Source organism: Kribbella pittospori (assembly GCF_004331465.1).
In the GTDB taxonomy this organism is placed as follows: domain Bacteria; phylum Actinomycetota; class Actinomycetes; order Propionibacteriales; family Kribbellaceae; genus Kribbella; species Kribbella pittospori.
The window spans coordinates 41,847-66,392 of sequence record NZ_SJKB01000014.1 but is presented as its reverse complement, the minus strand read 5'-3'; the positions used below and the strand labels follow the sequence as shown (position 1 = coordinate 66,392).

General features: G+C 68.1%; 20 protein-coding genes. 15 read left to right on the top strand and 5 right to left on the bottom strand.

Translation table 11 applies throughout. From position 1 onward, the window contains the following. The first annotated feature begins 67 nt into the window (after positions 1 to 67). Positions 68 to 1,075, top strand: coding sequence for a LacI family DNA-binding transcriptional regulator (locus tag E0H73_RS34740; protein WP_131363632.1), 1,008 nt, complete (start codon positions 68 to 70; stop codon positions 1,073 to 1,075). A 144-nt stretch (positions 1,076 to 1,219) separates the two neighbouring features. Here E0H73_RS34740 and E0H73_RS34735 read toward each other — a convergent pair whose 3' ends face one another. Beyond that, positions 1,220 to 4,150 (bottom strand): M36 family metallopeptidase, encoded by a 2,931-nt coding sequence (locus E0H73_RS34735; protein WP_131363630.1) that lies wholly within the window; start codon positions 4,148 to 4,150, stop codon positions 1,220 to 1,222. A 248-nt stretch (positions 4,151 to 4,398) separates the two neighbouring features. Beyond that, positions 4,399 to 5,595, bottom strand: coding sequence for a S53 family peptidase (locus tag E0H73_RS34730; protein WP_202867704.1), 1,197 nt, complete (start codon positions 5,593 to 5,595; stop codon positions 4,399 to 4,401). A gap of 303 nt (positions 5,596 to 5,898) precedes the next feature. On the opposite strand from E0H73_RS34730, the gene E0H73_RS34725 reads away from it, so the two are divergent. The 6 genes from E0H73_RS34725 to E0H73_RS34695 are packed head-to-tail and all read left to right on the top strand — an operon-like array spanning position 5,899 to position 12,461. After that, on the top strand, positions 5,899 to 7,194 hold the full coding sequence (locus E0H73_RS34725; protein WP_131363628.1) for an ABC transporter substrate-binding protein: 1,296 nt from the start codon (positions 5,899 to 5,901) through the stop codon (positions 7,192 to 7,194). A gap of 20 nt (positions 7,195 to 7,214) precedes the next feature. Further along, complete coding sequence (locus E0H73_RS34720) at positions 7,215 to 8,057, top strand: carbohydrate ABC transporter permease (RefSeq protein ID WP_238164467.1); 843 nt, start codon at positions 7,215 to 7,217, stop codon at positions 8,055 to 8,057. Continuing rightward, on the top strand, positions 8,054 to 8,866 hold the full coding sequence (locus E0H73_RS34715; protein ID WP_238164466.1) for a carbohydrate ABC transporter permease: 813 nt from the start codon (positions 8,054 to 8,056) through the stop codon (positions 8,864 to 8,866). Before E0H73_RS34720 ends, E0H73_RS34715 begins: the two co-directional genes overlap by 4 nt. After that, positions 8,863 to 9,495, top strand: a complete 633-nt coding sequence (locus tag E0H73_RS34710; RefSeq protein WP_131363624.1) for a hypothetical protein — start codon at positions 8,863 to 8,865, stop codon at positions 9,493 to 9,495. Before E0H73_RS34715 ends, E0H73_RS34710 begins: the two co-directional genes overlap by 4 nt. Further along, positions 9,479 to 11,959 (top strand): GH116 family glycosyl-hydrolase, encoded by a 2,481-nt coding sequence (locus E0H73_RS34705; protein WP_202867703.1) that lies wholly within the window; start codon positions 9,479 to 9,481, stop codon positions 11,957 to 11,959. The genes E0H73_RS34710 and E0H73_RS34705 overlap by 17 nt, the downstream gene beginning before the upstream one ends. Before the next feature lie 16 nt (positions 11,960 to 11,975). After that, positions 11,976 to 12,461, top strand: coding sequence for a hypothetical protein (locus E0H73_RS34695; protein WP_131363622.1), 486 nt, complete (start codon positions 11,976 to 11,978; stop codon positions 12,459 to 12,461). Between the two features lie 44 nt (positions 12,462 to 12,505). On the opposite strand, the gene E0H73_RS34690 is transcribed toward E0H73_RS34695, so the two are convergent. Both E0H73_RS34690 and adh read right to left on the bottom strand, forming a co-directional pair. Further along, positions 12,506 to 12,886 carry a DUF779 domain-containing protein gene (locus E0H73_RS34690; RefSeq protein WP_131363620.1) on the bottom strand — a complete coding sequence of 127 codons (381 nt, stop codon included), beginning with the start codon at positions 12,884 to 12,886 and terminating at the stop codon, positions 12,506 to 12,508. After that, on the bottom strand, positions 12,886 to 14,409 hold the full coding sequence (gene adh / locus E0H73_RS34685) for an aldehyde dehydrogenase (RefSeq protein ID WP_131363618.1): 1,524 nt from the start codon (positions 14,407 to 14,409) through the stop codon (positions 12,886 to 12,888). Before adh ends, E0H73_RS34690 begins: the two co-directional genes overlap by 1 nt. An 82-nt stretch (positions 14,410 to 14,491) precedes the next feature. Here adh and E0H73_RS34680 point away from each other — a divergent pair, with 82 nt between their 5' ends. From E0H73_RS34680 to E0H73_RS34660, 5 genes are all read left to right on the top strand, one after another. Further along, positions 14,492 to 15,943 (top strand): GAF domain-containing protein, encoded by a 1,452-nt coding sequence (locus E0H73_RS34680; protein WP_131363617.1) that lies wholly within the window; start codon positions 14,492 to 14,494, stop codon positions 15,941 to 15,943. Between the two features lie 103 nt (positions 15,944 to 16,046). Further along, complete coding sequence (locus E0H73_RS34675; RefSeq protein ID WP_131363616.1) at positions 16,047 to 18,206, top strand: (Fe-S)-binding protein; 2,160 nt, start codon at positions 16,047 to 16,049, stop codon at positions 18,204 to 18,206. 86 nt (positions 18,207 to 18,292) lie between these two features. Continuing rightward, positions 18,293 to 19,084: a LolA-like protein gene (locus tag E0H73_RS34670; RefSeq protein ID WP_131363615.1), complete on the top strand. Its 792-nt coding sequence runs from the start codon at positions 18,293 to 18,295 to the stop codon at positions 19,082 to 19,084. A gap of 162 nt (positions 19,085 to 19,246) precedes the next feature. Further along, positions 19,247 to 20,788 (top strand): alkaline phosphatase D family protein, encoded by a 1,542-nt coding sequence (locus E0H73_RS34665; RefSeq protein ID WP_238164465.1) that lies wholly within the window; start codon positions 19,247 to 19,249, stop codon positions 20,786 to 20,788. Further along, positions 20,785 to 21,639, top strand: a complete 855-nt coding sequence (locus E0H73_RS34660; protein ID WP_202867702.1) for a discoidin domain-containing protein — start codon at positions 20,785 to 20,787, stop codon at positions 21,637 to 21,639. The genes E0H73_RS34665 and E0H73_RS34660 overlap by 4 nt, the downstream gene beginning before the upstream one ends. Before the next feature lie 56 nt (positions 21,640 to 21,695). Here the strand turns inward: E0H73_RS34660 and E0H73_RS34655 are convergent, their stop codons facing one another. Continuing rightward, entirely contained in the window at positions 21,696 to 22,490 is a 795-nt protein-coding gene (locus tag E0H73_RS34655) for an SDR family NAD(P)-dependent oxidoreductase (protein ID WP_238164464.1), read from the bottom strand. Between the two features lie 111 nt (positions 22,491 to 22,601). Between E0H73_RS34655 and E0H73_RS34650 the strand changes: the two genes are divergently transcribed. The 3 genes from E0H73_RS34650 to E0H73_RS34640 all read left to right on the top strand — a co-directional run bounded on the left by E0H73_RS34650 (position 22,602) and on the right by E0H73_RS34640 (position 24,514). Then, a complete protein-coding gene (locus E0H73_RS34650; RefSeq protein WP_131363614.1) occupies positions 22,602 to 23,348 on the top strand; it encodes a hypothetical protein in 747 nt (248 codons plus the stop codon). Next, positions 23,345 to 24,175, top strand: a complete 831-nt coding sequence (locus E0H73_RS34645) for a DUF4097 family beta strand repeat-containing protein (RefSeq protein WP_238164463.1) — start codon at positions 23,345 to 23,347, stop codon at positions 24,173 to 24,175. The genes E0H73_RS34650 and E0H73_RS34645 overlap by 4 nt, the downstream gene beginning before the upstream one ends. Positions 24,176 to 24,265: 90 nt before the next feature. Next, positions 24,266 to 24,514, top strand: coding sequence for a hypothetical protein (locus tag E0H73_RS34640; RefSeq protein ID WP_131363612.1), 249 nt, complete (start codon positions 24,266 to 24,268; stop codon positions 24,512 to 24,514). The last annotated feature ends 32 nt before the right edge of the window (positions 24,515 to 24,546 follow it).

Below are 24,546 nucleotides of genomic sequence, written 5' to 3'. Positions count from 1 at the left end.
TAGAGTGAAGCGCTTCAAAGAGCCGCTTGTCAAGTTTCTGTCCGCTGCGCGGTCTAGGCTGCAGGGCATGTCCGGAACCGGCCGCAGGCCAACCCTCAAGGACATCGCCGCGGAGACCGGACTGTCGATGGCGGCCGTGTCCTACGCGCTGCGCGGCCTGCATGGCACTCCCGAGACCAGACAGCGAGTCCAGGACGCCGCCGACCGACTCGGCTACCAGGCCGACCCGGTGGCGCGTGCGCTCGCGTCCGGCCGGAGCGGTTCGATCGGCGTACTGTGCGCCTCGCTCGAGGACCTGTGGCAGCAGCGGCTGGCCGCCGCACTCGGCCGGGAGCTGCTCGCCCCGGACCGGAACGCCTGGATCATCGACTCGGCCGGCGATGCGGACCGCCAACTCGAGCTCGCCCAGCACCTGGTCGACCACCGCGCGGACGCGATCGTGGTGATCCCGATCAACCCGGCCGACAAGGGCTGGGCCGCGATCGCGCAGCATGCGCCGGTGATCGCGATCGGCGACGCACTGCCCGGCGCGAAGGCGAAATCCGAGGTGGTGTTCGACAACGAGACCGGCGTCAGCACCGCGCTCGGCCGGCTCGCGGAGGCCGGCCACCGACGCGTCGCGGTCCTCAGTCCGACCCGCCGGTTCGAGGTCGAGCGCCCGGCCGAGGAGATCGCTCAACGCGTCGGCGTGAGCCTGAAGCTCAAGGTCCGTATCCTGCAGTGCCCACACGACCTGGCCGGCGCGACCGAGGTCGCCCGCGAGCTGCTCTCCGGCAGCAACCGGCCGACCGGCATCCTCGCGCTGGCGGACTCGATGGCCTTCGGTGTGTACGCCGCCAGCCGCGAGCTCGGACTCCGCGTCCCGGAGGACCTGTCCCTGCTCGGGTACGACGACCAACCGATGTCGCAACTGCTCACGCCGCCGCTCTCCACGTTCCACTGGCCGCTCGCCGAGCTGGTCGCGGACGTCGTCGCGCGCGTCACTTCCGCCGTCGACACCAACCGCCGCGTCCGCCGGACGACGGTGGCTCCGACCCTGATCGAGCGCGGCTCGGTCGCCGCGCCGCCCACCTGAGCGACGCGACGATCTCCCGGCTGCGATCTCCACGCGCTCGAAACTAGACTAACTCACTACACTTACTGTTCATCGTCCACGATGTGAGAACGCCGGAAGGCCGGCCGAGCGGGGTGCTCGACCGGCCTTCGCGGGTGGTGCGGGTTACTTCGTACCGAAGACCTGGATCTCGGTCATGTCGGTGAACTGGCAACCGCTGAAGGCACCGTCCGGACAGTTCGTCGCGAAGTCCGGCACCTGCGGGCTGGTCATCACGAACCGGACGTACTGGATGCCGGTCGCGTTGCCCGTCGGAGTGACCAGGTTGTACTTGCCCCGGTTGGCCGCGGTGAAGGTGCCCTGCTGGGCGACCGCCCAGGTGGTGCCGTCGACCGAGGTCTCGATCCGGTAGCCGCCGGTCGAGGCGCTGCCCGCGTCACCACAGGTGTTCGACGGGTCGACGTTGAACGCCGTCACGTTGACCTTGCCGGACAGCTTGATGTCGACGTGCTTCTCGATCATCTGGTTGGTCGGCGTACCGGCGTCGTCACCGGTGGTGCTGCCCCAGCCAGTGCCCTGCGCGTTGTCGATCGCCATCCCCGGACCACACTGCGGGCTGAAGTCCGGACCGTTGAAGCCGACCGCCGAGCCGCCGCCGGAGCTCGCGGCCCAGTTGCGGCGCGGAGCGAAGTTCGACTTCGAGCCGCTCTTGGAGACCGTTGCCGGTTGCACCAGCAACTCGTAGCCCGGAGCGGACATGACGACCTTCGGATAGGTCCCCGGCGCGACCCCGATGATCTTGTACTCGCCCTTCGAGTTGGTCGAGGCGGCGTAGTCGCCGGCGTAGCCGGAGGAGTGACCGCCGATGTAGACCAGCGCGCCGGCCACCGGAGCACCGGTGTCCTTGTCCAGAACCGTGCCGCTGAGCGTCGTGGTCGCACCCGTCGGCGGCTTGTGGAAGTCCTCCGCCGGGAACGAGTCGCCGCCGTCGATGACACCGGCGTACCAGCCCATGCCACGGTTGGCGAAGACGGTCCAGATCGTGTCGGCGTTCTTGCCGCCGCTGGCGACCAGGTCGGCCTGCACGATCGCGTTGCGCATGTCGAGCATGGTCGGGTCGGCCGGCGACAGCTCCATCGCGCGGGTGATCAGGCTGACCGCGTAGCTACGGCCGAAGCGCTCACGCAGGTCCCACAGGGTCTGCGCCCAGACCTCGCCGGAGGCGTGCACCTCTGGCGTCCCGCCGATGGTCGGGAAGTCGCCGTAGGTGTAGCCACCCTTCGAGCCGTCCGGCTGGATGCAGTTCGGGCTGACGGCCTTCACGCGGCAGTCGATCGCCTGGGTGCGGAACAGTTGACCGGCCGCGACGTACTTGCCCTCGAGGACCTCACCGGGAGCGGTGGTGTCCTTCTCCAGTCCGTGCGAGACCAGGTAGTCCATCGCGTAGAAGTCGCTCCACGCCTCACCCATCGAACCGGCCTGGATGCTGTTCAGCGTCGAGTTGCCGGTGGCGTCGACGACCAGGCGGTTGGACAGACCGTGGGTGTACTCGTGGTACAGCACGCTCGCGTCGTTCGCGCCGCTGGCCGGCACGAACGGGTCCTGCGCGTCCGTCGTCCCGGGGAAGTGCCACAGGTACATCTGCATGGTCGGCGAGATGCCGTCCGGCGGGGTCGACATGTTCGCGTTGTCGATGTGGTTCGCGTCGGGGCCGCCGTTGGCAGCCGTCGCCGCACCGTCCAGCGCGTTCAGGTGCACCGGGTCGCCGCCCGCTGCGTCGAACGAACCGGCCGCCGGGGTGAAGCTGATCGGCGGCTTCGCCAGCCAGTCGTGGAAGTTGCTGGCCAGGTAGAACGCGTTGGTGACGTCCTGGTTCATGTTCGTCTTCCAGGAGTCCGGCTTGGCCGGGTCCCAGGTGCAGACGAACGACGTCGAGCAGAACGAGGAGGCGGTGGTCGTGAACGGCACCAGTTTGTACTCGGCGCCGGTCTTGGTGCCGGGCACCTTGACCGTCTCGCCGTTGTTCGGCTGGTTGTCGTCGTTCACGTCGGCCCAGGCGGCCACCGACGTACCCTCGAGCAGGGTCTTGGCGTTCTTCGGCAGCCACTTGTTGAAGATCAGGTTCTCGACCCGCTGCGTGCCGCCCTTCGCGGCGCCCGGGTAGTTGTCCTGCACCAGCGCGTCGCCGTTGCCCTCGTTGACCAGGTCCTTGCGGTAGAGCAGGGAGCCGGTCTGGGCGTCGATGACGTGGCTGTAGACGTTCATGCCGCCGGCGTTGACGTAGGTCAGCCAGCCCTTGCGCAGCCCGTCGGCGGTGTGGAACCAGACCTGCTGGGCGGAGTCGCCGTTGCTCCACTTGACGTCGGCGCCGGTCGTCTTCGCGGTCGCGGACTTCGCAGTGGCGCCCATGTCCTCGGCGGCGGCGGTGCGGGCCGCTGCGGCGGACACCTTCGGCGCGGCCGCTGCGGACCGGGCCTGAGCCTGGGACGCCAGCCCGGCGATGGGCGAACCCATCAGCGAGATCAGCTCGCCGTGCTTGGTGACGTTGGCCTTCAGACCGTTGCCGAACACCTCGACGCCGTCGACCGTCTGGATCCACGAGATGTGGTGGGTACCGAGGTCGTCGACGTATTCCTTGCGGAGCTTCAGCGTGCCGAGGTCCGCGGCGGAGAGCTTGAAGACCTCGGGGTGCGCCTTCACGTAGCCCAGCGCGACGTCGGTCGCCTTCTTCGCGCTCTTGCCGGTCAGGAAGCCGTTCAGCTTGGAGACCTGGGCCGGGGTCCCGGTGTTCGGGTCGAACTCGACGACACCCTGGGTGCCGAGCGACTCGCGGAACTTCTCCGACGCCGCCGACTCCTGGCCCGCGACCTTGGCGGAGCGGGTCGTGGTGGTCTTGGCGTTCGGCGTCCGGGCGTCGTAGTTGCCCTTGCGCTCCTTGCCCTTGGTGTTCTCGGACTGGGCAGCCTTGCCCTTGCCCTCATTGGGGCCGGCCGTCTGCGCGGCCGTGGCGCCGCCGGCGGCGGTCACGGCCAGCACGGTGGCGGCGGAGACCGCGGTTGCTGCCAAGAGCCCCCGCCGTCTGCGTGATGTGGTCACAGAAACGCTCCATCGAAAGTGTCTGCGCGGGTCGCCCTCCACGATCCGTCCGCGCCTGACCTTAAGCCGGGCCGACAGTCCGGGGAAGAGATTTCACCGGATTCGCGTGGAGACGAGGGTTGTCCTTCGTGCACGGAACAGTACTAGGAGCGACAGGAAAATCGTCGCACCCAGCCAGCCACCGGCTGCGGTGAGTGTCGCCCAGCCGGGAGGGCGGACCCCGATCACGGTGGGGTCCGCCCGTTCGATCAGAAGGCCCCGGCGCCGTTCGGCGTACCGAGACCGGTCGGGCCGTCCCATCCGGCGCGGGCGTTGCTCCACTGGGTCGTCGGGCAACTGCCGTTGCTGCCGCTGGTCACGTCGAACAGCGAGCCCGGGTGGGCGTACGGCACCGCGTTCGCGTAGCCGCTCGTGTTGCCGGACAACGCGTAGACCGCCGCGATGATCGGCGCCGCCTCACTGGTGCCGCCGAACTGCGCCCAGGTCGATGCCGTCTTGCTGGTCGGGTAGTAGATCGCCATCCCGCCCTTGGCCGGGTCGGCGGCCGCGGACACGTCGGCCATCGCCCGCTTCGCGCACCCGGTACCGAACGACGCTGCGCCACTCAGCGCCGTGTTGTACGTCGAGCAGCCCGAACCCGCGCCGGCCCACACCGTCTCGCTCCAGCCCCGCGAGTTGCTTGAGGCAACAAGGGACGTACCGCCGACGGCCGTCGTGTACGACGACGACGCCGGGTAGCTGCCGCCCTGGTAGCCGTCGTCACCGGTCGACGCGGTGACCGCGATGCCCGGGTGGTTGTAGTAGTGGCCGTAGGTGGCGTCGGACGCGTCGCCGCCGCCGTAACTGTTGGAGATGGCAACGACCCCGGGCTGCTGGGATGCCGTCACGACGGCGGTCCCCAGGTCGGCGAAGCTGGCGGACTTGGCCTGGACGACCACGATCTTCGCATCCGGTGCCGCGGCGGAGACGGCGTCGACGTCGAGCGCCTGCTCACCGGCCCAGCCCGCGTTGAACCGGGGCAGCGCCGTACCGCCGTTCTGGTCGATGATCCGCAGGCAGCCGTTGGCCGTCGTACAGGCGGACAGGCCGAACTGGGATCGGTAGACGCCGAGGTCGCGCTCCAGGTTCGGGTAGCCGTAGGCGTCGACGATCGCGACCGTGCGGCCGCCGGCACTCAGCCCGTTGAGCTTGTACGCGTCCCGCAGTCCGGTCGGCGTGAGTCCGGTGGCCGGGGGTGCGGTCGCGGCCGGCGCGACGCCGTTCGCATCGACCAGTTTGATCGCGTTGCAGCTCGCAGTGTGCCTGGCCGTGGTCGCCGAACAGACCTTGGCGGCGTGCTTGCCGGCCGTGTACGACGTGGGGGCCGCGACGGCCCCTTGTGCTGTCAGCCCTGCGACGGCCAATGCGCCGGCACCCAGGGCGGACACGAGAATCCGTTGCCTCAACAGAACTCCTCGAGCAAGGCAGGCCTCCGCCCCGGACCCTTCGGCGGAGGGCGGAGACCGGCGTGGGTGGGTGTCAGGAATCGTCTGCCGCGGCAGGCATCGCAGGCCAGCGATCGGACCCAGGACAAATGTCATGGGTTTGACCGCCGGACGGCCTGATTTTCCCTGTCCTGGCGGGAAGTTCCGCGACCCGGCAGCGGTGAAGGATTCCCCCTGACTTTTCCAGGGCCTGCCCTTGACACGGTTTCGGCCGTCGGGCCTATGCTGTCGAGAAATCGATTTCCCGCCCCAGGAGGCGTTCCGATGGACCAGTCCCTGCTCAGCCGGCGACGTTTCCTCCAGACGACCGGTGGTACGGCGCTCGCCGCCGCACTGGCCGGCTGCGGAGGAAGTGACGGCGGCGGTGGATCGAGCACCAAGGAGCTGTCGTTCGTCTACATGGGAACGGCCGAACAGCAGGCCACCTGGAACAAGCTGTTCGCGAAGTTCAGCGAGAAGCACCCCGAGATCAAGCTCAAGGCCGAGGGCATCCCGCTGTCGAACTGGGGCGACTTCTTCAACAAGCTCTCCACCCGGCTGGCCGGCGGCCAGGTGCCGGACGTGATCCAGGTGGCGACCGAGGGCCAGCGGCTCTTCGCGTCCAAGGGCCTGCTCGCTCCGCTCGACGACTACATCGCCAAGGACAAGTCGACGATCGACGAGTACTACGCGGACATGGACCCGAACCTGATCGAGTGGAACAAGAAGTACAGCTCCACCGACGGCAAGACCTACTACCTGCCGGGCGAGTTCAACACCATGTGCATGTGGTACTCCAAGGACCTGTTCGCGAAGGCCGGCGTACCGGAGCCGACGGCGAAGTGGACCTGGGACGACTTCCGGCACGCGTGTGAGCAGATCAAGGCGAAGACCGGGGCCTTCGGGTACGCCGCGGGCCCGGAGTACTTCGCCGCGATCATGCCGTGGCTGCTCACCAACGGGACGAGCAGCTTCAGTGACGACTGGTCCAAGCCGACGTACAACGAGGCGAAAGCGATCGAAGCGGCCGAGTTCAACCGGGCCCTGGTCGCCGACAAGCTGTCGCCGCCGCCCGGTGGGACGTTCGACGCGACGACCGCGGCGGCGCAGGGCAAGCTGGCGATGTTCGGCGGCGGGCGCTGGCCGATCATCAGCATCCGCAACCTGAAGGCGACCGCGAAGATGGGCATCGTGCCCTGGCCGACCAGGGTCGAGCAGGGCTCACCGGTGGGCTGGAACGGCTACCCGATCATGAAGGCGTCGAAGAAGAAGGACGACGCCTGGACCTTCATCAAGTTCCTCATCTCGACCGAGGGATCGTCGTTCTTCGCGCAACTCGGCGGCACCATCGTCCCGGCCCGCAAGTCGATCGCGAACAGCGAGTCGTTCCTCACTGACGCACCGAAGGGGACGGAGTACCTCTACCAGGCGCTCAGCTACGCGACCCCGATCCCGTCACCGGACAAGGGCGCCGCCGTACAGAAGGCGGTCGAGGACGGCTGGAAGCAGGTGCTGACCGGCAACGCGTCGCCGGCCGACGCACTCGGCAAGGCGCAGACCGCGCTCGAGGGACTCGTTTGAAACCTCAGCGGCGAGACTGGTTGCCGGGCTATCTGTTCATCAGTCCCGCCGTACTGCTCTTTCTCGTCTTCGTCGCCGCGCCCCTGGTCGCCGCGTTCGGTCTGAGCTTGTTCCATTGGGATCTGCTGAGTACGCCGGAATTCGCCGGGCTGGACAACTTCCGCCAGCTCGTCACCGACGGCGCGACGATCCGCGCGGTGATCAACACCTTCGTCTTCGCGATCTCCTCGGTGATCACGCATATCGGCATCGGCATGCTGCTCGCGCTCGGCGTCCACCGGACCATGACCCGCGGAACGAAGTACTTCGTCCGGACGGCGTTCTTCTTCCCGTTCCTGGTCTCGTGGGCCGCGGTCGCGCTGATCTGGAAATACGTGCTGGATCCGACCTTCGGTATCGCGAACCACTACCTCTCGGCGACGACCAACTGGCTGGCGTCGCCGACCTGGGCGTTGCCGACGCTGATCGTGGTCGACTGGTGGCACACCATCGGCTACACGTTCATCATCCTGCTGGCCGGCCTGCAGACGGTCCCGGCCCAGCTGCACGAGGCCGCCCGGGTGGACGGCGCGAACGCGTGGTGGCGGTTCTGGAGCGTCACGCTGCCGGTGATGTCGCCGACCATCTTCTTCGCCACCGTGATCACGTTCATCGGCGCGTTCCAGATCTTCGATCCGATGGTGATCATGACGCAGGGCGGCCCGGACGGCGCGACCCGCAGCATCGTGCAGTACACCTACGAGAAGGGCTTCCAGTCCTTCGAGATCGGGTACGCCGCCGCCCTCTCGCTGGTGCTGTTCGTCGTGATCATGATCGTGACCGGGCTCCAGTTCCGGCTCAGCCGCCGGTGGGTGCACCTGTGAAGGGCCGGCTGCTCGACCTCGTCCTGGTGCTCGGCGGGCTGCTGATGATCGCGCCGCTGGTCTGGCTGATCACCACCGCGCTGGCCGAACCGATCAACGCGTTCCAGTTGCCGCCGCAGTGGATCCCGCGACCGCCGACGCTGCAGAACTTCCAGCAGGTGCCGGAGCTGATCCCGTTCGCACAGATGGCGTGGAACAGTCTGCAGATCGCGGTGCTTACGACCGCCGGTGCGCTACTGACCAGCGCGCTGGCCGCGTACGCGTTCTCGCGGCTGCGGTTCCCGGGCCGGGACCAGATCTTCTCGGTGCTGCTGGCGGCGCTCGTCGTACCGGTGCAACTGACCGTCGTACCGATCTTCATCATGATGCGCTGGTTGCACCTGGTCGACACGACCGTGGCGATCTGGTTGCCGGCGTTGGTGAACGTGTTCGGGATCTTCTTCCTGCGGCAGTACATCGCCTCGATCCCCCGCGAGTTGGACGAGGCCGCGATCATGGACGGCGCGAGCCACTTCTGGATCCTGTTCCGGGTGATCCTGCCGCTGGCCCGGCCGGGCCTGACAGCCCTCGGCATCTTCGTCTTCGAGGCGTCCTGGAACAACTTCTTCTGGCCGTACATCTTCCTGTCGTCACCGGAGAAGATGACGCTGCCGGTCGGCCTCGTCTCGCTGCAGGGCGCGATGGGCGGCGGCCCCGCCGTGGTCCTGTTCGCGGCCATCACTCTGGTGGTGCTGCCGATCCTCGTGCTGTTCCTGATCTTCCAGCGCTCGTTCATCGCCTCCATCGCGACCACCGGCCTGCGCGCATGACCGACCACCTGCCTGCCGCCTTTCGCGCACTGTGGCACGAGCTCCCGTTGCTCGCCGCGGCCGGAGTCCTCGTCTGTACGGCGTCCGGCCTCGTAGTCCTGCTCAGTCCAGGACTGTCCCCGGTCAGCGTGTTGCTCGGCGCACTGCTGATCGGTCCGGTGTGGGCGGCCGTGGTCGCCACCGCCGACTCGGTGGTGCGTGACGATCGGGGCGGCGTCCTGCTCGTGCTGCGTAACCTGCGCCGACACTGGCTTGCCGGGCTCGAGGTGGCTCTGGTCCCAGGTGTCATCGCCGCGCTGGCCGTGCTGAACCAGGCCATCTACAACGGTCCGGTCTTCGCCATCCCCTTGGCCGTCAGCGGTTGTGCGACCGTTCTGGCCTTGCTCGCCTCGTGCTACGCGTTCAGCCTCCGCGTCACCGGTCAGCTGCGAGGGAAGGCGTTGTGGTTCACCGCCTTGAGCCTGGTCGCACGTGCACCACTGGTCCCACTCGGCGTACTCGCACTGGCGTTCGTCGCGCTGCTGCTCGGTACGTCGGTGACAGCCTCACTGCTTCTGCTTGCCCCCGGCCCGGTGGCGTTGTTCGCCTCCGCAGGTACATGGACGGAGAATCATGCGCTACACCGGTGACAACCTTCGGCACTTCGCCCTGCCCTTGGGCGGTCTGGGCACTGGCACGCTCGCGTTGGCCGGCAACGGTGCGCTGCGGCAGTGGCAGCTGCACAACATCGGCAACCACGAGGGTCATGTGCCGGACAGCTTCTTCGCGCTGCGGCTGTCGCGGGTCGAGCCGCCGGTGGACGAGATCCGTGTGCTGCAAGGGCCTTCGTTGACTCCCTCCGGCACCCCGCTGGTCACCGACGACGTCGTACCATCCGGCGAGGCACGACTGCAGGAGCTGCTCCGGCCGGTCGGCGAGCCTACTGTGACCGCGACGTACCCCGGCGCACGCGTCGACTTCGACACCGACCTTCCGATCGACGTCAGCATGGACGTGTTCAACCCGCTGGTGCCGTCGGACGCCGAGGCGAGCTCCCAGCCCGTGGCCGCGTTCACGTTCACGCTGCACAACCCCGGAGACATCGCAGTGCACGGCAAACTCGCCGGCGCCTTGCAGAACTCGGTCGGCTGGGACGGCGTCACGGCGATCGACGGTGTCGCCAACAGCCTGTACGGCGGCAACACCAACCGGATCCGGCGCCACGACAACTGGACCTCGCTGGTCCTGGAGAACACCACACTTCCCGCGGACCACTCCGGCGCGGGACAACTGGTGCTCACCACCGACGGCGCCGGCGCGCTGACCTGCGCACAGTGGTCCCGGCCTGAGGAATTCGTTGCCTTCCTCAACGGTCCGACGACGCCGGTCAGCGGGGCCAGCTCACCCGGGACGACGTGGAACGGCGGACTGGCCGTGCCGTTCCACCTCGACCCGGGTGAGACGACGCAGGTGCGGTTCCTGATCGCGTGGCACTTCCCGAACCGATATGTCGACTTCAACCAGTTCGGGCCGCGGCACGACTACGGCCACAGCCGCTTCTGGCTCGGCAACGCGTACACCCGTCGTACGCCGGACGCCGTCGCTGTGGCCGAGTCGTTCATCGCAAGCTGGCCTTCGCTGCAGGCACTCAGTACTGCCTGGGCCGACGCCTTCGAGTCCAGCACTCTGCCTGGTGAGGCGGGCTCACGGCTCGCTGCGCTGGTGGCCGACGTACGCAGCCCCACTGTCTTCCAGACTGCCGAGGGAACCGTGCTCGGCTTCGAGGGCGTGCTCGGCGCGTCCACAGTGATGTGGGGCGGCCGGTACGGCGGGTCCTGCCCGCTCAACTGCACCCACGTGTGGAACTACGAGCAGACGCTGTCCCGGCTGTTCCCCGCGCTGGAGCGGAACATGCGAGACACGGAGTACGACGTGATGCAGGGACCGGAGGGGTACATCCCGCACCGGGTGATCGCACCGACGTACCACCGGCAACTGTGGGACGTGGTGATCGGCGGTCCGGAGGAGCCGGCCCTCGACGGCATGCTCGGCAACGTGCTGAAGACGTACCGCGAGGTGCGACACGGTGCCGGTCTGGACTGGCTGCGGAGTCGTTGGCCCAACGTCCAGCGACTGCTCACCCACATCCGTACGAAGTGGGATGCCGACGGCACCGGCGTACTGCGTGGCATCCAGCCCAGTACGCACGACATCGACCTGTGTGGCGTCAACTCGTTCATGGGCACGCTGTGGCTGGCCGCACTGCGCGCGGCCGAGGAGATGGCACTGCTGCTGGGTGAGGACGCGAAGGAGTACCGCACGCTCTTCGAGGCCGGCAGCAAGGCGTACGACGAACTCCTCTACACGGGCGAGTACTACCGGCAGATCCTGTCGCCGGAGGAGAAGCCGGACTTCCAGTGGGGCGACGGATGCCTCGCGGACCAACTGATCGGGCAGTGGTGGGCGCACCAGCTCGACCTGGGCTACCTGCTGCCGCAGGACCACGTGAAGACCGCGCTGCGCAACGTACTGCGGCACAACCTGCGCACCGGCTTCGCGGACTTCGAGCACCCGTACCGCGTGTTCGCCGACGGCGACGACACCGGACTCCTGATGTGCACGTGGCCGCACGGCGGAAGGCCCGACGTGCCCACTCGGTACTGCGACGAGGTGTGGACCGGCTCGGAGTACCAGGTCGCCGCCCACTGCCTCTACGAAGGCCTCATCGACGAAGGCCTCAGCATCCTGCAGGGCCTGTGGAACCGGTACGACGGCACGCGCCGCAACCCGTTCAACCCGATCGAATGCGGCGACCACTACATCCGCAACGCCGCCGGCTGGTCCGTCCTGGAAGCCCTCACCGGCTACCGCTACAACGCCCTGACCGCCACCCTCACCTTCGCCCCACTCGACATCACCCGCAGCAACGGCGACTGGACCGTCCCCTTCGTCACCCCCACCGGTTGGGGCGTAGCCACCAAGTCCGCCACCACCCTCACCCTCACCTGCCACACCGGCACCATCAACGTCCAAACCCTCCACGTCGACGGCACCGCCCTCTCCGTCGACGGCACCGCCGTACTCGGAAAACCCTTGGTGGTCACAACGCCCTGACCCCTACCGTCGAGCCATGTCGCTCGTCGAACGCGCACAGGCTCTCCAGGCCGAGGCTCAGCAACTGTTCACCCGCCTCGACCTGCAGACCGCCTTCCCCTGGCAGCCGGTGCTCATCGGCAGCGCGCTCTCCGGACTCATGGTCGTCCGAGACCTCGACGTCATGTTCGACGCCCCGAACGCCACCACTGCGACCATCCTCACCGGCCTCACCACCCTCGCCCAGCGAGTAGACCTCCAGACCGTCGACTTCCGCGACGAGCGCGGCGACCGCCGCCCGACCCCCGCGATCACCGACGAACGCTTCTACGCCGTCCTCCACACGCAAACCTGGAAGATCGACCTGACCTTCTGGCTACATGTCGTCGACCGTCCCCACGTCGCCGACGCCCTCCGGCTCCGCGACTGCACACCCGAGCAGCGCCTCACCATCCTCCGGTTGAAGCAGGAGTGTCCGGACGCAGACAGCTCCGCCATCTACCGCGCCGTACTCGGCGAGTAAGAGCGCCGGCCGTCCGGCAACGCCACCGGACGGCCGGGGCTCGGTCAGAGGAAGCCGAGGGAGGCGTACTCCTGGTCGGTGAAGAGGCGGGAGCGGATCAGGAAGCGGACGCCCTCCGGGGCCTCCACCGAGAATCCGCTGCCGCGGCCCTTCACCACGTCCACAGTGAGCTGGGTGTGCTTCCAGTACTCGTACTGGTTCGCGGACATCCAGAACGCGATCGGCCGGTCCACGCCGTCGACGACCAGATCGCCGAGATGCACGTCCGCCGACCCCGTTCGAAATTCCCCGTCCGGGTAACACATCGGCGAACTGCCGTCGCAGCAGCCACCGGACTGGTGGAACATCAGCGGACCGTGCATCGCGGTGAGACGGCGAAGCAGGTCCACCGCCTCGTCCGTGAGCAGCACCTTCTCAACAACCATCAGAAGAAGCCGAGCTTCGACGGGCTGTAGCTGACCAGCAGGTTCTTGGTCTGCTGGTAGTGGTCGAGCATCATCTTGTGGTTCTCCCGGCCGATGCCGGAGTTCTTGTAGCCGCCGAACGCCGCATGCGCCGGGTAGGCGTGGTAGCAGTTCGTCCAGACCCGGCCGGCCTGGATCTCCCGCCCGGCCCGGTACGCCGTGTTGATGTCGCGCGACCAGACCCCGGCGCCGAGGCCGTACAGAGTGTCGTTCGCGATCTTCATCGCGTCGGCGTAGTCGTCGAACCGGGTCACCGAGACGACCGGCCCGAAGATCTCCTCCTGGAAGATCCGCATCTTGTTGTCGCCCTCGAAGATGGTCGGCTGGATGTAGTACCCGCCGGCCAGGTCACCATCCAGCTCCGCGCGAGCGCCACCGGTGACGACCTTCGCGCCTTCCGCCCTACCGATGTCCAGGTAGGCGAGGATCTTCTCGTACTGGTCGTTGCTGGCCTGCGCGCCCATCATCGTGTCGGTGTCGAGCGGGTTGCCCTGCTTGATCGCCTGGGTCCGCGCGGTCGCGTCGCCGAGGAACTCGTCGTAGATCGACGACTGGATCAGCGCCCGGGACGGGCAGGTGCAGACCTCGCCCTGGTTCAGCGCGAACAGCGTGAAGCCCTCCAGCGCCTTGTCGTAGAACTCGTCCTTGGCCGCGGCGACGTCGTCGAAGAACACGTTCGGGCTCTTGCCGCCGAGCTCCAGCGTGACCGGGATGATGTTCTCCGAGGCGTACTGCATGATGAGGCGGCCGGTCGTGGTCTCCCCGGTGAACGCGATCTTGGCGACTCTGTTGCTCGAGGCAAGCGGTTTGCCGGCCTCGACACCGAACCCGTTGACCACGTTCAGTACGCCGGGTGGCAGCAGGTCGGCGATCAGCTCGAGCAGCACGTGGATGGAGGCCGGCGTCTGCTCGGCCGGCTTCAGTACGACGGCGTTGCCGGCCGCCAGCGCGGGCGCGAGCTTCCAGGTCGCCATCAGGATCGGGAAGTTCCACGGGATGATCTGCCCGACCACACCGAGCGGCTCGTGGAAGTGGTACGCGATGGTGTCGTCGTCGACCACAGAGACCGACCCCTCCTGGGCCCGCAGCGCGCCGGCGAAGTACCGGAAGTGGTCGATCGCCAGCGGCATGTCGGCGGCCAGCGTCTCCCGCACGGCCTTGCCGTTGTCCCACGTCTCCGCGACCGCGAGCAGTTCGAGGTTGGCCTCGATCCGGTCGGCGATCTTGTTCAGGATGTTCGCGCGGTCGGCCGGCGACGTCCGTCCCCAGCCCGGCGCGGCACCGTGGGCGGCGTCGAGGGCTCGCTCGACGTCATCCGCCGTACCGCGCGCGATCTCGGTGAAGTTCTCGCCGGTGACCGGCGTGGGATTCTCGAAGTACTGGCCCTTGGCCGGCGGCACCCATTCGCCACCGATGAAGTGCTCGTAGCGGGACTTGAAGGTGACCGGGCTGCCATCCTGCCCGGGAGCTGCGAAGATCGTCATAGGTCCTCCTTGGAAACCCGACGGTGGACCGAACCTAGGTCGACCGACGTTGCACGGACGTTGCAGCGTGAAGTGAGGCGGCATGGATGCACCGGAGCAGGCCCGCCGATTGAGCCAGCTGTACGACGACGTGCTCGGCGGGAACCGTGCACCGGACGCGCCGCGCCCACTCGTCGCCGCGTCCTGGGAACGGTCGCTCGCGGCCGCGGTCGATCCCGAGCTGGACGCGCCGCCGGTGATCGTCGACCACGACATCGTCGAGTCGATCCGGGAGAACCATCCGCTCCGCGCCGTGCTGCCGGTGTTGCGGCAGACGCTGACCACGATCGCCGACGAGGCGTCGCACATCATGATCATCACCGACGCGCAGGGCACGATCCTGTGGCGCGAGGGTGCGGCCGACGTACGGCGTCAGGCCGACCGGATCGCGCTGTCGGAGGGAGCGGTGTGGTCGGAGGAGCAGATCGGCACCAACGGCATGGGTACGGCGCTCGCCGTCGGAGAGCCGGTCCAGATCCACTCGGCCGAACACTTGGTCCGTCGGATCCACGAGTGGACATGCGCCGCCGCGCCCGTCCACGACCCCGACACCGGCAAGCTGCTCGGCGCGGTGGACGTCTCCGGGCCGCTGCGCACAGTCCATCCCGCGATGGTCGCGCTCGTGACTGCCGCCGCTCAGCTCGCGGAGGGACAGCTGCGGGTCCGGATGGCCGCGGCTGACGAGATGCTGCGCGCCCGCAACATGCGCCACCTGATGGCGCTCGGCGACGCGCCCGGTGCCTTGCTCACTCCGACCGGGAGAGTGCTCGCGGTGCAGCCCCTCGAATGGCTGCCCGACCGGCTGGTCGTGCCGGACGGCGCCGACCGGATCGACCTCGGCGACGGACGCGAGGGAGTGATCGAACCACTCGACGAGGGCTTCCTGCTCCGCATTCCCGGTACGCCGGTCCGCCGCGGCCGACCGTCACTCCGGCTGAAGGTGCTCGGCGCCGGTCAGCCGATCGCGGTCGTCGGCGGCCGCGAGATCGCGCTGACGCTGCGGCGGGCCGAAGTACTCGCACTCCTTCTTCTGCATCCGTCCGGGCTGACCGCGGAGCAGCTGATGCTGCAGTTGTACGGCGACGAAGGCAATCCGACAACTGTGCGCGCCGAGATGCACCGACTGCGCAACCTGCTCGGTGGCGGTGTCCTCGACACCAAGCCGTACCGGATCGTTGCCGATGTCACCGGCGACGTGACCGACGTACAGACGGCTCTCCGGGACGGCGATCTGCACGCGGCGCTGGAGCTGTACGCCGGTCCCCTGCTGGCTCGCTCCGACGCCCCGGCCCTGCGCGCCGAGCGCGACGAACTCGACGCTACCTTCCGCCGCGCAGTCCTCGACGCCGAAGACTCCGAGCTGCTGTGGCGCTTCGCACAGACACCGACCGGCGCCGAGGACCAGGAGATCTTCGAGTCCCTCAACGCCGGACTGCCGCCGGACGATCCGCGACGCGCCGCCGTCGCCGCCCGGCTGGAGCGGTTGGTCGATTAGAGTCCGCGGAACCTCTGTATCGGTGAGGGCACAATCACATCTCTGGCGTGACGAGCCCGACACCGACATGACTCGCGGGTAACCAACCAATAACATCGCTGGTATGCAGATCCTCGCCATCGTCGTCTCGCTCGCGGTCGCCGCGGTCGGGGTCGCGTTGTTCGGCAAGACGATCGGGCACATGGTGTCCGTCATCAAGCTCGGCCAGCCGGCCGGGCGGACCGACAGTCCGGGGCAGCGCACCACCACGCTGGTCAAGGAGTCGCTCGGTCATACCCGGATGCTGCAGTGGAGCCACATCGGCGTACTGCACTGGTTCGTCGCGTTCGGCTTCATCGGACTGTTCCTCAGCCTGGTGACGGCGTTCGGCCAGTTGTTCGACGCGCACTACGCGCTGCCGGTGATCGGCCACTGGTTCGTCTTCGAGTGGGTCAGCGAGTTCCTCACCTGGACCGGTCTGGTCTCGATCATCGGGCTGATGGCGATCCGGCTGCGCAACCTGCCGAAGGGCGAGAAGGGCCGCTACAGCCGGTTCTTCGGATCCACCGCCTGGCAGGCGTACTACGTCGAGTACACGATCCTCGGCGTACTGATCTGCATCCTGTTGCTGCGCGGTCTGGAGTACGAGCTGGGCGCGGGCAGCAAGTTCCACTTCCCGAGCACGTTCTTCGTCGGCGAGGCGCTCTTCGGCGGGCTCAGCGTGTCCGCGTTGGAGAACACGGTCTACCTGGTCGCGATGATCAAGATCCTGATCTCGTTCGCCTGGATGATCACGATCTCGCTGAACGCCACCATGGGTGTCGCCTGGCACCGGTTCACGGCCTGGCCGAACATCTGGTTCAAGCGCAAGCCTGCTACTAGTGATGGCGGCGGTCTGGCATTGGGCGCTCTGCAGCCGATCATGGTCAACGGCGCGCCGATCGACTTCGAGAACATCGAGGAGCTCGACGAGGACGCGGCGCTCGGGGTCGGCAAGGTCGAGGACTTCACCTGGAAGGGTCTGCTCGACTTCACCACCTGCACCGAATGCGGTCGATGCCAGTCGCAGTGCCCGGCCTGGAACACCGAGAAGCCGCTGTCGCCGAAGCTGATCATGATGGGCCTGCGCGAGCACGCGTACGCCAAAGCGCCGTACCTGCTGGCGTCGTCCGACGACGAGCGCAAGTCGCTGCCCGAGCTGGTGCTGGCCGAGCAGGACAAGCCGTTGGTCGGTCCCGCGGACGTCGCGGTCATCGACGAGGACGCGTTGTGGGCGTGTACGTCGTGCGGTGCGTGCGTGCAGCAGTGCCCGGTCGACATCGAGCACGTGGACGCGATCATGGACATGCGCCGCTACCAGGTGCTGATCGAGTCGTCGTTCCCGTCCGAGCTCAACGGCCTGTTCAAGGGTCTGGAGAACAAGGGCAACCCGTGGAACATGAACCCGTCCGGCCGGATGGACTGGGCCAAGGACCTGCCGTTCGAGGTCAAGCAGGTGGGCGCCGACGTCGAGACGCTGGACGAGGTCGAGTACCTGTTCTGGGTCGGCTGCGCGGGCGCCTTCGAGGACCGGGCGAAGAAGACCACGCAGGCGGTCGCCGAGTTGCTGAACATCGCCGGCGTCAGCTTCGCCGTACTGGGCGACGGCGAGACCTGCACGGGTGATCCGGCCCGGCGGTCCGGCAACGAGTTCGTCTTCCAGCAGCTGGCGATGCAGAACGCGGAGGTCTTCAAGGAGACCGGCGCGAAGAAGGTCGTCTCGACCTGTGCGCACTGCTTCAACACGCTGAAGAACGAGTACTCCCAGCTGGGTGTCGAGCTCGACGTCATCCACCACACCCAGCTGCTGAACCGTCTGGTCCGCGAGGGCAAACTGACTCCGGTCGCGCCCGCCGACAGCACCCTCAACGGCCAGAAGATCACCTACCACGACCCGTGCTACCTCGGCCGCCACAACCAGGTGTACGACGCCCCGCGCGAACTGCTCGACATCATTCCGGGCGCGGAGTACGCCGAGATGCCGCGGAACAAGACCAAGTCGTTCTGCTGCGGTGCCGGCGGTGCCCGGATGTGGATGGAGGAGAAGATCGGCAGCCGGATCAACCTGAACCGGACCACCGAGGCGGTCGCCACCGGCGCCGACAGGATCGCCACCGGCTGCCCCTTCTGCCGGGTGATGCTGTCCGACGGCCTCACCGCCCAGCAGGCCGACGGCACCGCCCGCGAGTCCGTCGAGGTCCAGGACGTCGCCCAGCTGCTCCTTGCCTCGGTCAAGCGCGGCTGAGTGCAGGAAGCTGCAAATAACTTCCCTCGCAGGTGATGCGGGCCTTAAGATCCGATGCTCGCATCACCTGGGGAGGAAGCAGACTCATGAAGTTCCGTGCCGCTGTGGCCACCGTCGCCACGCTGCCACTGGCCCTCGGCCTGGCCGCCTGCGGCAACAACGACAAGCCCGAAGCCGGCCGCGACTGGGGCAAGATGCCTGCCGCGACGCCGACGGCGAACACCACCGCCGAGCCGCTCAAGCAGGCACCGGTGGTGCACCTGAACCGGACGACCTTCGTCCCGGCGATGACCACCGCGCTGTCCAAGCAGAAGTCGTGGAAGATCGTCGGCACGATGACCGGCAACGGCACGACCCTGATGAGCATGAAGGGCGTCCAGACCACGAAGCCGGCCGGCATGTCGATGGAGATGACCGGCGCCGCATTCGGCACGGGCACCGCGAAGGTCCTGCTGGTCAAGGGCATCCTGTACGTGTCGATCCCCGGCACCACGCCGGCCGGCAAGTTCGTGAAGATCGCCGGCAAGCAGACCGGGCAGCTCAGCCAACTGCTCGACGGCGGCGACCCGACCAAGATCTACAAGTCGTTCGACTCGAGCATGGCGAGCCTGAAGTTCGTCCGCACCGAGACGATCGGCGGCCAGAAGCTCGACCGGTACGACGTCACCGTGAACACGGCGAAGGCGCTGGCGGCCCAGGGCAAGAAGGTCCCGGCCGGTGTCCCGAAGACGCTCACCTACACGCTCGGGATGGACAAGGCCCACCTGGTCCGCCGGATGTCGTTCGCGCTGATGGGCGTGTCGATGGTGATGACGATGTCGGAGTACAACAAGCCGGTCAGCATCACCGCGCCGCCGGCGAGCAAGATCGTGCGCTGAGGCCGGATCCGGTCAGATCACATTCGTCGGTGAGAACTTCTCGTAACCTCATGTTGCGCAGGTAGAAACTTACCTGTTCCAGAAGTGATCACCGACGGATGATCGGGTGGGCTGGTGCCGATGAGCTTGCGCGTGGGTAGTACTCGACGAACCTTTCTGACCGTGACCGGAGCGGCGGCCGGACTGGCGCTGACCGGCAGTCTTCCCGAGATCGGGAGCGCCATGGCCGGCGCCACCGGCCGCACCGACCGGCGAGATCCGTTCACTCTCGGGATCGCCTCGGGTGATCCACTGCCGGACGGGGTGGTGATCTGGACCCGGCTCGCGCCGGAGCCGCTCGCGCCGTTCGGCGGGATGGATCGCCGCCCGGTCGAAGTCCAATGGCAGGTTGCGGAGGACGAGCAGTTCCGCCGGATCGTCCGCCACGGCACGACGCAGGCTCGGGCCGAGTCGAGTCACTCGGTGCACGTCGACGTACGAGGGCTGCGTCCCTGGCGGCACTACTGGTACCGCTTCCGCGTGAACGGACGGTTCAGCCCGGTCGGCCGGACCAAGACCGCACCGCCGGCGGACGCCAACCTCTCCAGCCTGTCCCTGGCCTTTGCCTCCTGCCAGGCCAACTGGGAGGGCTGGTACACGGCGTACGCCGACATGGCCAAGCGCGACCACGACGTCGTGTTCTTCCTCGGCGACTACATCTACGAGTTCGGCATCGACCGGGGCATCCGCCCGGACTCGAACGAGCCCTACATCACGCAGCAGTGCGTGACGCTGGACGAATACCGCCAGCGGTATGCGGCGTACAAGCTCGATCCGGACCTGCAGCAGGCGCACGCTGTCGCGCCGTGGATCGTCACGCTGGACGACCACGAGGTGGTCGACAACTGGGCCGACGAGGCGCACCCGAGCGCACCGCCCGCGCAGTTCCTGGTACGGCGTGCCAACGCATTCCGCGCGTACTGGGAACACATGCCGCTGCGGCTCGCGCAGTTGCCGAAGGGCCCGGACATGCAGCTTTACCGGCGATTCCAGTTCGGCCGGCTGGCGGAGTTCAGCGTGCTCGACACCCGGCAGTACCGCTCGGACCAGGCAAACGGCGACGGCACCAAGGCGCCCGGTCCGGAGTCGAAGGACCCGGCCCGTACGATCACCGGTGCCGCGCAGGAGAAGTGGCTGCTCGACGGCTGGACCGCGTCGCGTTCGCGCTGGAACGTGATGGCGCACCAGACCGCGATCGCCCGGCTCGACACCAAGGACGGCCCGGAGGTCCTGGTCCCGATGGACACCTGGGACGGGTACGAAGCCTCCCGCGACCGGGTCCTCGGTGGCGCCGCGCAACGCAAGGTGCGCAACCTGGTCTCGATCGCCGGCGACCTGCACCGCAGCGTCGCCTCGGACCTCAAGCTCGACTTCACCGATCCGGCCTCCGCAACCGTCGGCGCCGAGTTCGTCGGTACGTCGATCACGTCCGGGATCGACGGCATGGACCTCGACCCGGGTGGCGCGACCTTGCTCAAGGAGAACCCGCACCTGAAGTTCGGGAACTTCCAGCGCGGGTACGTGAGCTGCACCATCACCCCACAGCGGTGGATCTCCGACTACCGCGTCGTCGACAAGGTCAGCGTCCAGAACGGCGCCGTCACCACCCGCGCGAAACTCTTCGTCGAGGACGGCCGCTCAGGCATCTCGGAGGTGCAGGCATGAGCATTCGCTGGCAGACGGCCATCGCCTTCGGAGCTGTGGCCGCGACAACCCTGATCACGTCCGGCTCGATGCCTCAGGCAACAACCGACGTACAGGTCAGCACCGATCCGCAGCAGTTGAACGTGGTCGGCCTGCCCTGCTTCCCGGGCAACCTGACGCTGACCATGACCAACACCGGCCGCGAGGACCGGTACGCCGACCTGACGCTGGACCCGAGTGGTCCGCTGCAACTGTCCCGGGAACTGTTCTCCTCCTGGCTCCCGGCCGTCGACCCCGACCAACCGGTGTCCGCGCCGGTGGAGGTCCGCGTCCCGCGGGACACCAAGCCCGGCAGCTACACGATCGATCTCCAGGTCGACAAGACGCGACTGACGGTCCCGGTGACAGTGAATCCGCTGCCCTCGAAGGACCCCGGCAGCAACGTCGCACTGGGCGAGCAGGCCGCCGCATCGTCGACGCACGGCAACTTCACGCTCTGCGGCGCGCTCGACGGCGACAAGGACTCCGAGCACTGGGACACCCTGACCGGCTGGAACGACGGCACGCGTGCGGTGTTCCCCGACAACTACGACGTCGCGCTGGCCGCGCCGACCACGATCAACCGGGTCGAGCTCTACACGCTCGACTCGAACAAGTACCCGGCCTTGACCAACGGACTGCGGGACTGGGACGTCCAGGTCCGCAGCGGCAGCGGCGACTGGCAGACCGTCACCCAGGTCCGGGGCAACACCCTCGGGCACGTGACGTCGACGTTCGATCCGGTCCAGGCGGACGCCGTACGCATCCTCTGCCTGGACAGCAACGACCACGCCTACTCCCGCATCGTCGAACTCGAGGTCTACGGGAGCTAGTGCCCTCCCATCACTTCTTCATCTTTCAATCCTGTCGGGGCACTGCGAGACAGCTGTCAACGAAGGTATGAGGCACCGTTGAAATCCATGACGGAGCCGCTGGACCAGGTCGCCTGCGGAGATGCGAGCCAGTAGATCGCGTCTGCCACCTCCTCGGCGGTGGCGACGCGGTCGAACGGGCTCTGCGCCCGGATCGCGTCGCCGCCGGGACCGGCCAGGAACGACTCGGTCATGTCCGTGGCGATGAATCCGGGCGCAATTGACGTCACGGTGATGTCATGTGGCGCCAGCGATACCGCCAGTGACTGCCCGAGGGCGTGCAATCCCGCCTTTGCAGCGCCGTACGCAGGCACGTCAGGCTCTCCTCGGTAAGCGCCGCGTGACCCAACGTTGACGATCGCACCCCGCCGGCCGCCCTCCGCAGGCTCCTTGTCCAGCATCTGCCGAGCTACGCACCAGGTCACATGCGCCGCCCCTTCCAGATTCACCGCGAGAGTACGACGCCAGGCCGCGACCCACTCGTCGTACGGCGTCTCCGCGAGCGGATGCCCGATCCGGCGCGACCCCGCGACCGGCTCGTCGACGAACAGCGCCGCGTTGTTCACCAGCACGTCGATCCGGCCGAGCACAGCGGCCGATTCGTCAACCAGGGAAGGGATTGCGGCCGAGTCACCGAGATCCGCGGTGACCACCGCATGACCATTGCCAGGCAGACTCGCACGCACCTCCTCGGCCCGGTCGACCGCACCTCGGCAGTGCAGCACGACCCGGTCGCCGGCCCGCGCGAACGCCCGCGCAGCCGCGGCGCCGACGCCCCTGGACGCGCCTGTGACGAGTACTCCTCTGGACACTGTTCCTCCCGGTCTTCGACTGGCCCACATTCTGCCCTGGCGCCACGATGACGACGTCATGACATCAGAAGGGGTTGACAGTGACGTCACGATGACGTCATAGTTCTAGCCATGGAACTTGACCACTATCTCGAATCGGTCCGGCGAAGCGTGGAGAACGCCACCGCCCTGGCCGACGATCAAACTCGCTCCGTGGCGCAGCGCCTCGGGGCCACGCTGGATGACGCGGGCCGCCTGGCCCTCATCTCAGCCCTGTCCGACGCCGCCGGGGAGATCAGCCGCGAGCTGTCCCCCGGTTCGGTCGAGCTCCGGATGGCCGGTGGCCGTCCCGAGTTCGTGGTCACGCCGGCCCCGAGCCAGCTGACCGGCCCCGACGAGACGGACGACGAGACCGACGACGACACCGAGACCGAGGACACCGACCAGGTGACCCTGGACGCCGACGAGCCGACCGCACGGATCACGCTGCGGCTGCCGATGTCGGTGAAGAACAAGGTGGACGAGGCCGCCGCGGCCGAGGGCATCTCCTCGAACGCGTGGCTGATGCGCACCGTGATGACCGAGCTGGGCGACCGGAACCGCCGCGGCAACCGCCCGCCCCGGCCCCCGCGCCCGCCGCGTGGCGTGTTCGGTCCGGATGGACCGCTCGGCCCGAACGGGCCGCTCGGACCCGACGGAGTCTTCGGACCGGACGGCGTGTTCGGCCCCGGTGGCCCCTTCGGCGAGGAGGGCGTCTTCGGACCCGAGCGCGGCCGGCGCGGCCGCAACCGGGACCGCGACGACCGTGACCGGGACAAGGATCGCCGTCGCCGTGGCGGCCACGGCCCGGGCCAGCGGATGACGGGGTGGGCCCAGTGAGCGGCTTCAGCCAGCAGATCGTCGAGGACGCGACCAAGATCGAGAAGCTCCGGATCGAGATCGGCTCCGGCCTGGTCGAGATCGTGCCGGCCGACGGCACCGAGACGATGGTCTCGCTCGAGGTCGACAGTGGCACCGAGGACGACGTCCTCGTCGCGATCCGCGACGGCGAACTGATCGTCGAGGGCCCGCGCAATGTCCGCCGCGGACCGGAGATCCAGGTCCGGATCGCCACCCCGGCGACCATGGAAGCCCGGATCAAGACCGGCTCCGGTGACATCAGCGCGCGGGCGCCGCTGGCCACCGCGCGACTGTCGACCGGTTCCGGCGACGTCCGGCTCGACCGGGTCGAGGGTGACCTCGGCGTCACCACCGGCAGCGGTGACGTCCGGGCCGAGTACGTCGCGGGCGCGGTCCGGGGGAGCACCGGCTCGGGGTCGATCAACATCGCCGAGGCCGGCGACGCGGTCGGGCTGAGCACCGGCTCCGGCGACGTCCGGGTCGGCGACGTGGCCGGACCCGCCAGCGTCAAGGTCGGCTCGGGTGACATCACCATCGAGCGGATCCGCGACCACTCGGTCGCCACCTCCGGCTCCGGCGACGTCACGGTCGAGATCGCCGACGCGCCGAGCATCCAGGCCGAGACGGCCCGCGGTGACGTCCAGATCGGAGTACCCGACGGCGTCCCGACGTACCTGGACCTGAAGACGGTCACCGGACGGATCCGGTGTGATCTGGAGCCGAGCGACAAGCCGGCCGAGGGCGACCGCGCGCTGATGCTGCGGGCCCGCACCGTCTCCGGCGACATCACCGTCACCAAGGTCTGACACACCCATCACCCAGGAGGTCCCGCCGGCAACGGCCCGGCGGGACCTGGGCGAAGCATTGCCGAAAACCATCCAGAGGGGAGCAGGACGATGATCACCGAACACCAAGAGGTAGCCCGCCACCGCGTCAACGAGCAGTTGCGCGCCGCCGAGATCCGCGCCGAGCGGCACGGACGCAAGGCCGCCCGGCCCCGCACCAGCGGACCCCGCTACGAACTGGCCGGCGTCCTGCGCCGGATCGCCGACCGCCTGGACCCGCAGCGCCGCCTCGACTCGCAGCGCCGCCTGGCCGAGCCGCAGTCCGGCCACCGCGGTACCGGCCTGTCGGTCGTCCGATGACCGGCGCGCCGATCAACGGCCCGGCGGCCGCC

What these genes read in the sequence shown, in the direction of transcription:
- E0H73_RS34680 (WP_131363617.1), top strand. Translation starts at nt 14,492, where the DNA reads ATGGATGCACCGGAGCAGGCCCGCCGATTGAGCCAGCTGTACGACGAC.
- E0H73_RS34675 (WP_131363616.1), top strand. Translation starts at nt 16,047, where the DNA reads ATGCAGATCCTCGCCATCGTCGTCTCGCTCGCGGTCGCCGCGGTCGGG.
- E0H73_RS34640 (WP_131363612.1), top strand. Translation starts at nt 24,266, where the DNA reads ATGATCACCGAACACCAAGAGGTAGCCCGCCACCGCGTCAACGAGCAG.
- E0H73_RS34660 (WP_202867702.1), top strand. Translation starts at nt 20,785, where the DNA reads ATGAGCATTCGCTGGCAGACGGCCATCGCCTTCGGAGCTGTGGCCGCG.
- E0H73_RS34650 (WP_131363614.1), top strand. Translation starts at nt 22,602, where the DNA reads ATGGAACTTGACCACTATCTCGAATCGGTCCGGCGAAGCGTGGAGAAC.
- E0H73_RS34705 (WP_202867703.1), top strand. Translation starts at nt 9,479, where the DNA reads ATGCGCTACACCGGTGACAACCTTCGGCACTTCGCCCTGCCCTTGGGC.
- E0H73_RS34670 (WP_131363615.1), top strand. Translation starts at nt 18,293, where the DNA reads ATGAAGTTCCGTGCCGCTGTGGCCACCGTCGCCACGCTGCCACTGGCC.
- E0H73_RS34695 (WP_131363622.1), top strand. Translation starts at nt 11,976, where the DNA reads ATGTCGCTCGTCGAACGCGCACAGGCTCTCCAGGCCGAGGCTCAGCAA.
- E0H73_RS34710 (WP_131363624.1), top strand. Translation starts at nt 8,863, where the DNA reads ATGACCGACCACCTGCCTGCCGCCTTTCGCGCACTGTGGCACGAGCTC.
- E0H73_RS34690 (WP_131363620.1), bottom strand. Translation starts at nt 12,886, where the DNA reads ATGGTTGTTGAGAAGGTGCTGCTCACGGACGAGGCGGTGGACCTGCTT.
- E0H73_RS34740 (WP_131363632.1), top strand. Translation starts at nt 68, where the DNA reads ATGTCCGGAACCGGCCGCAGGCCAACCCTCAAGGACATCGCCGCGGAG.
- E0H73_RS34725 (WP_131363628.1), top strand. Translation starts at nt 5,899, where the DNA reads ATGGACCAGTCCCTGCTCAGCCGGCGACGTTTCCTCCAGACGACCGGT.
- adh (WP_131363618.1), bottom strand. Translation starts at nt 14,409, where the DNA reads ATGACGATCTTCGCAGCTCCCGGGCAGGATGGCAGCCCGGTCACCTTC.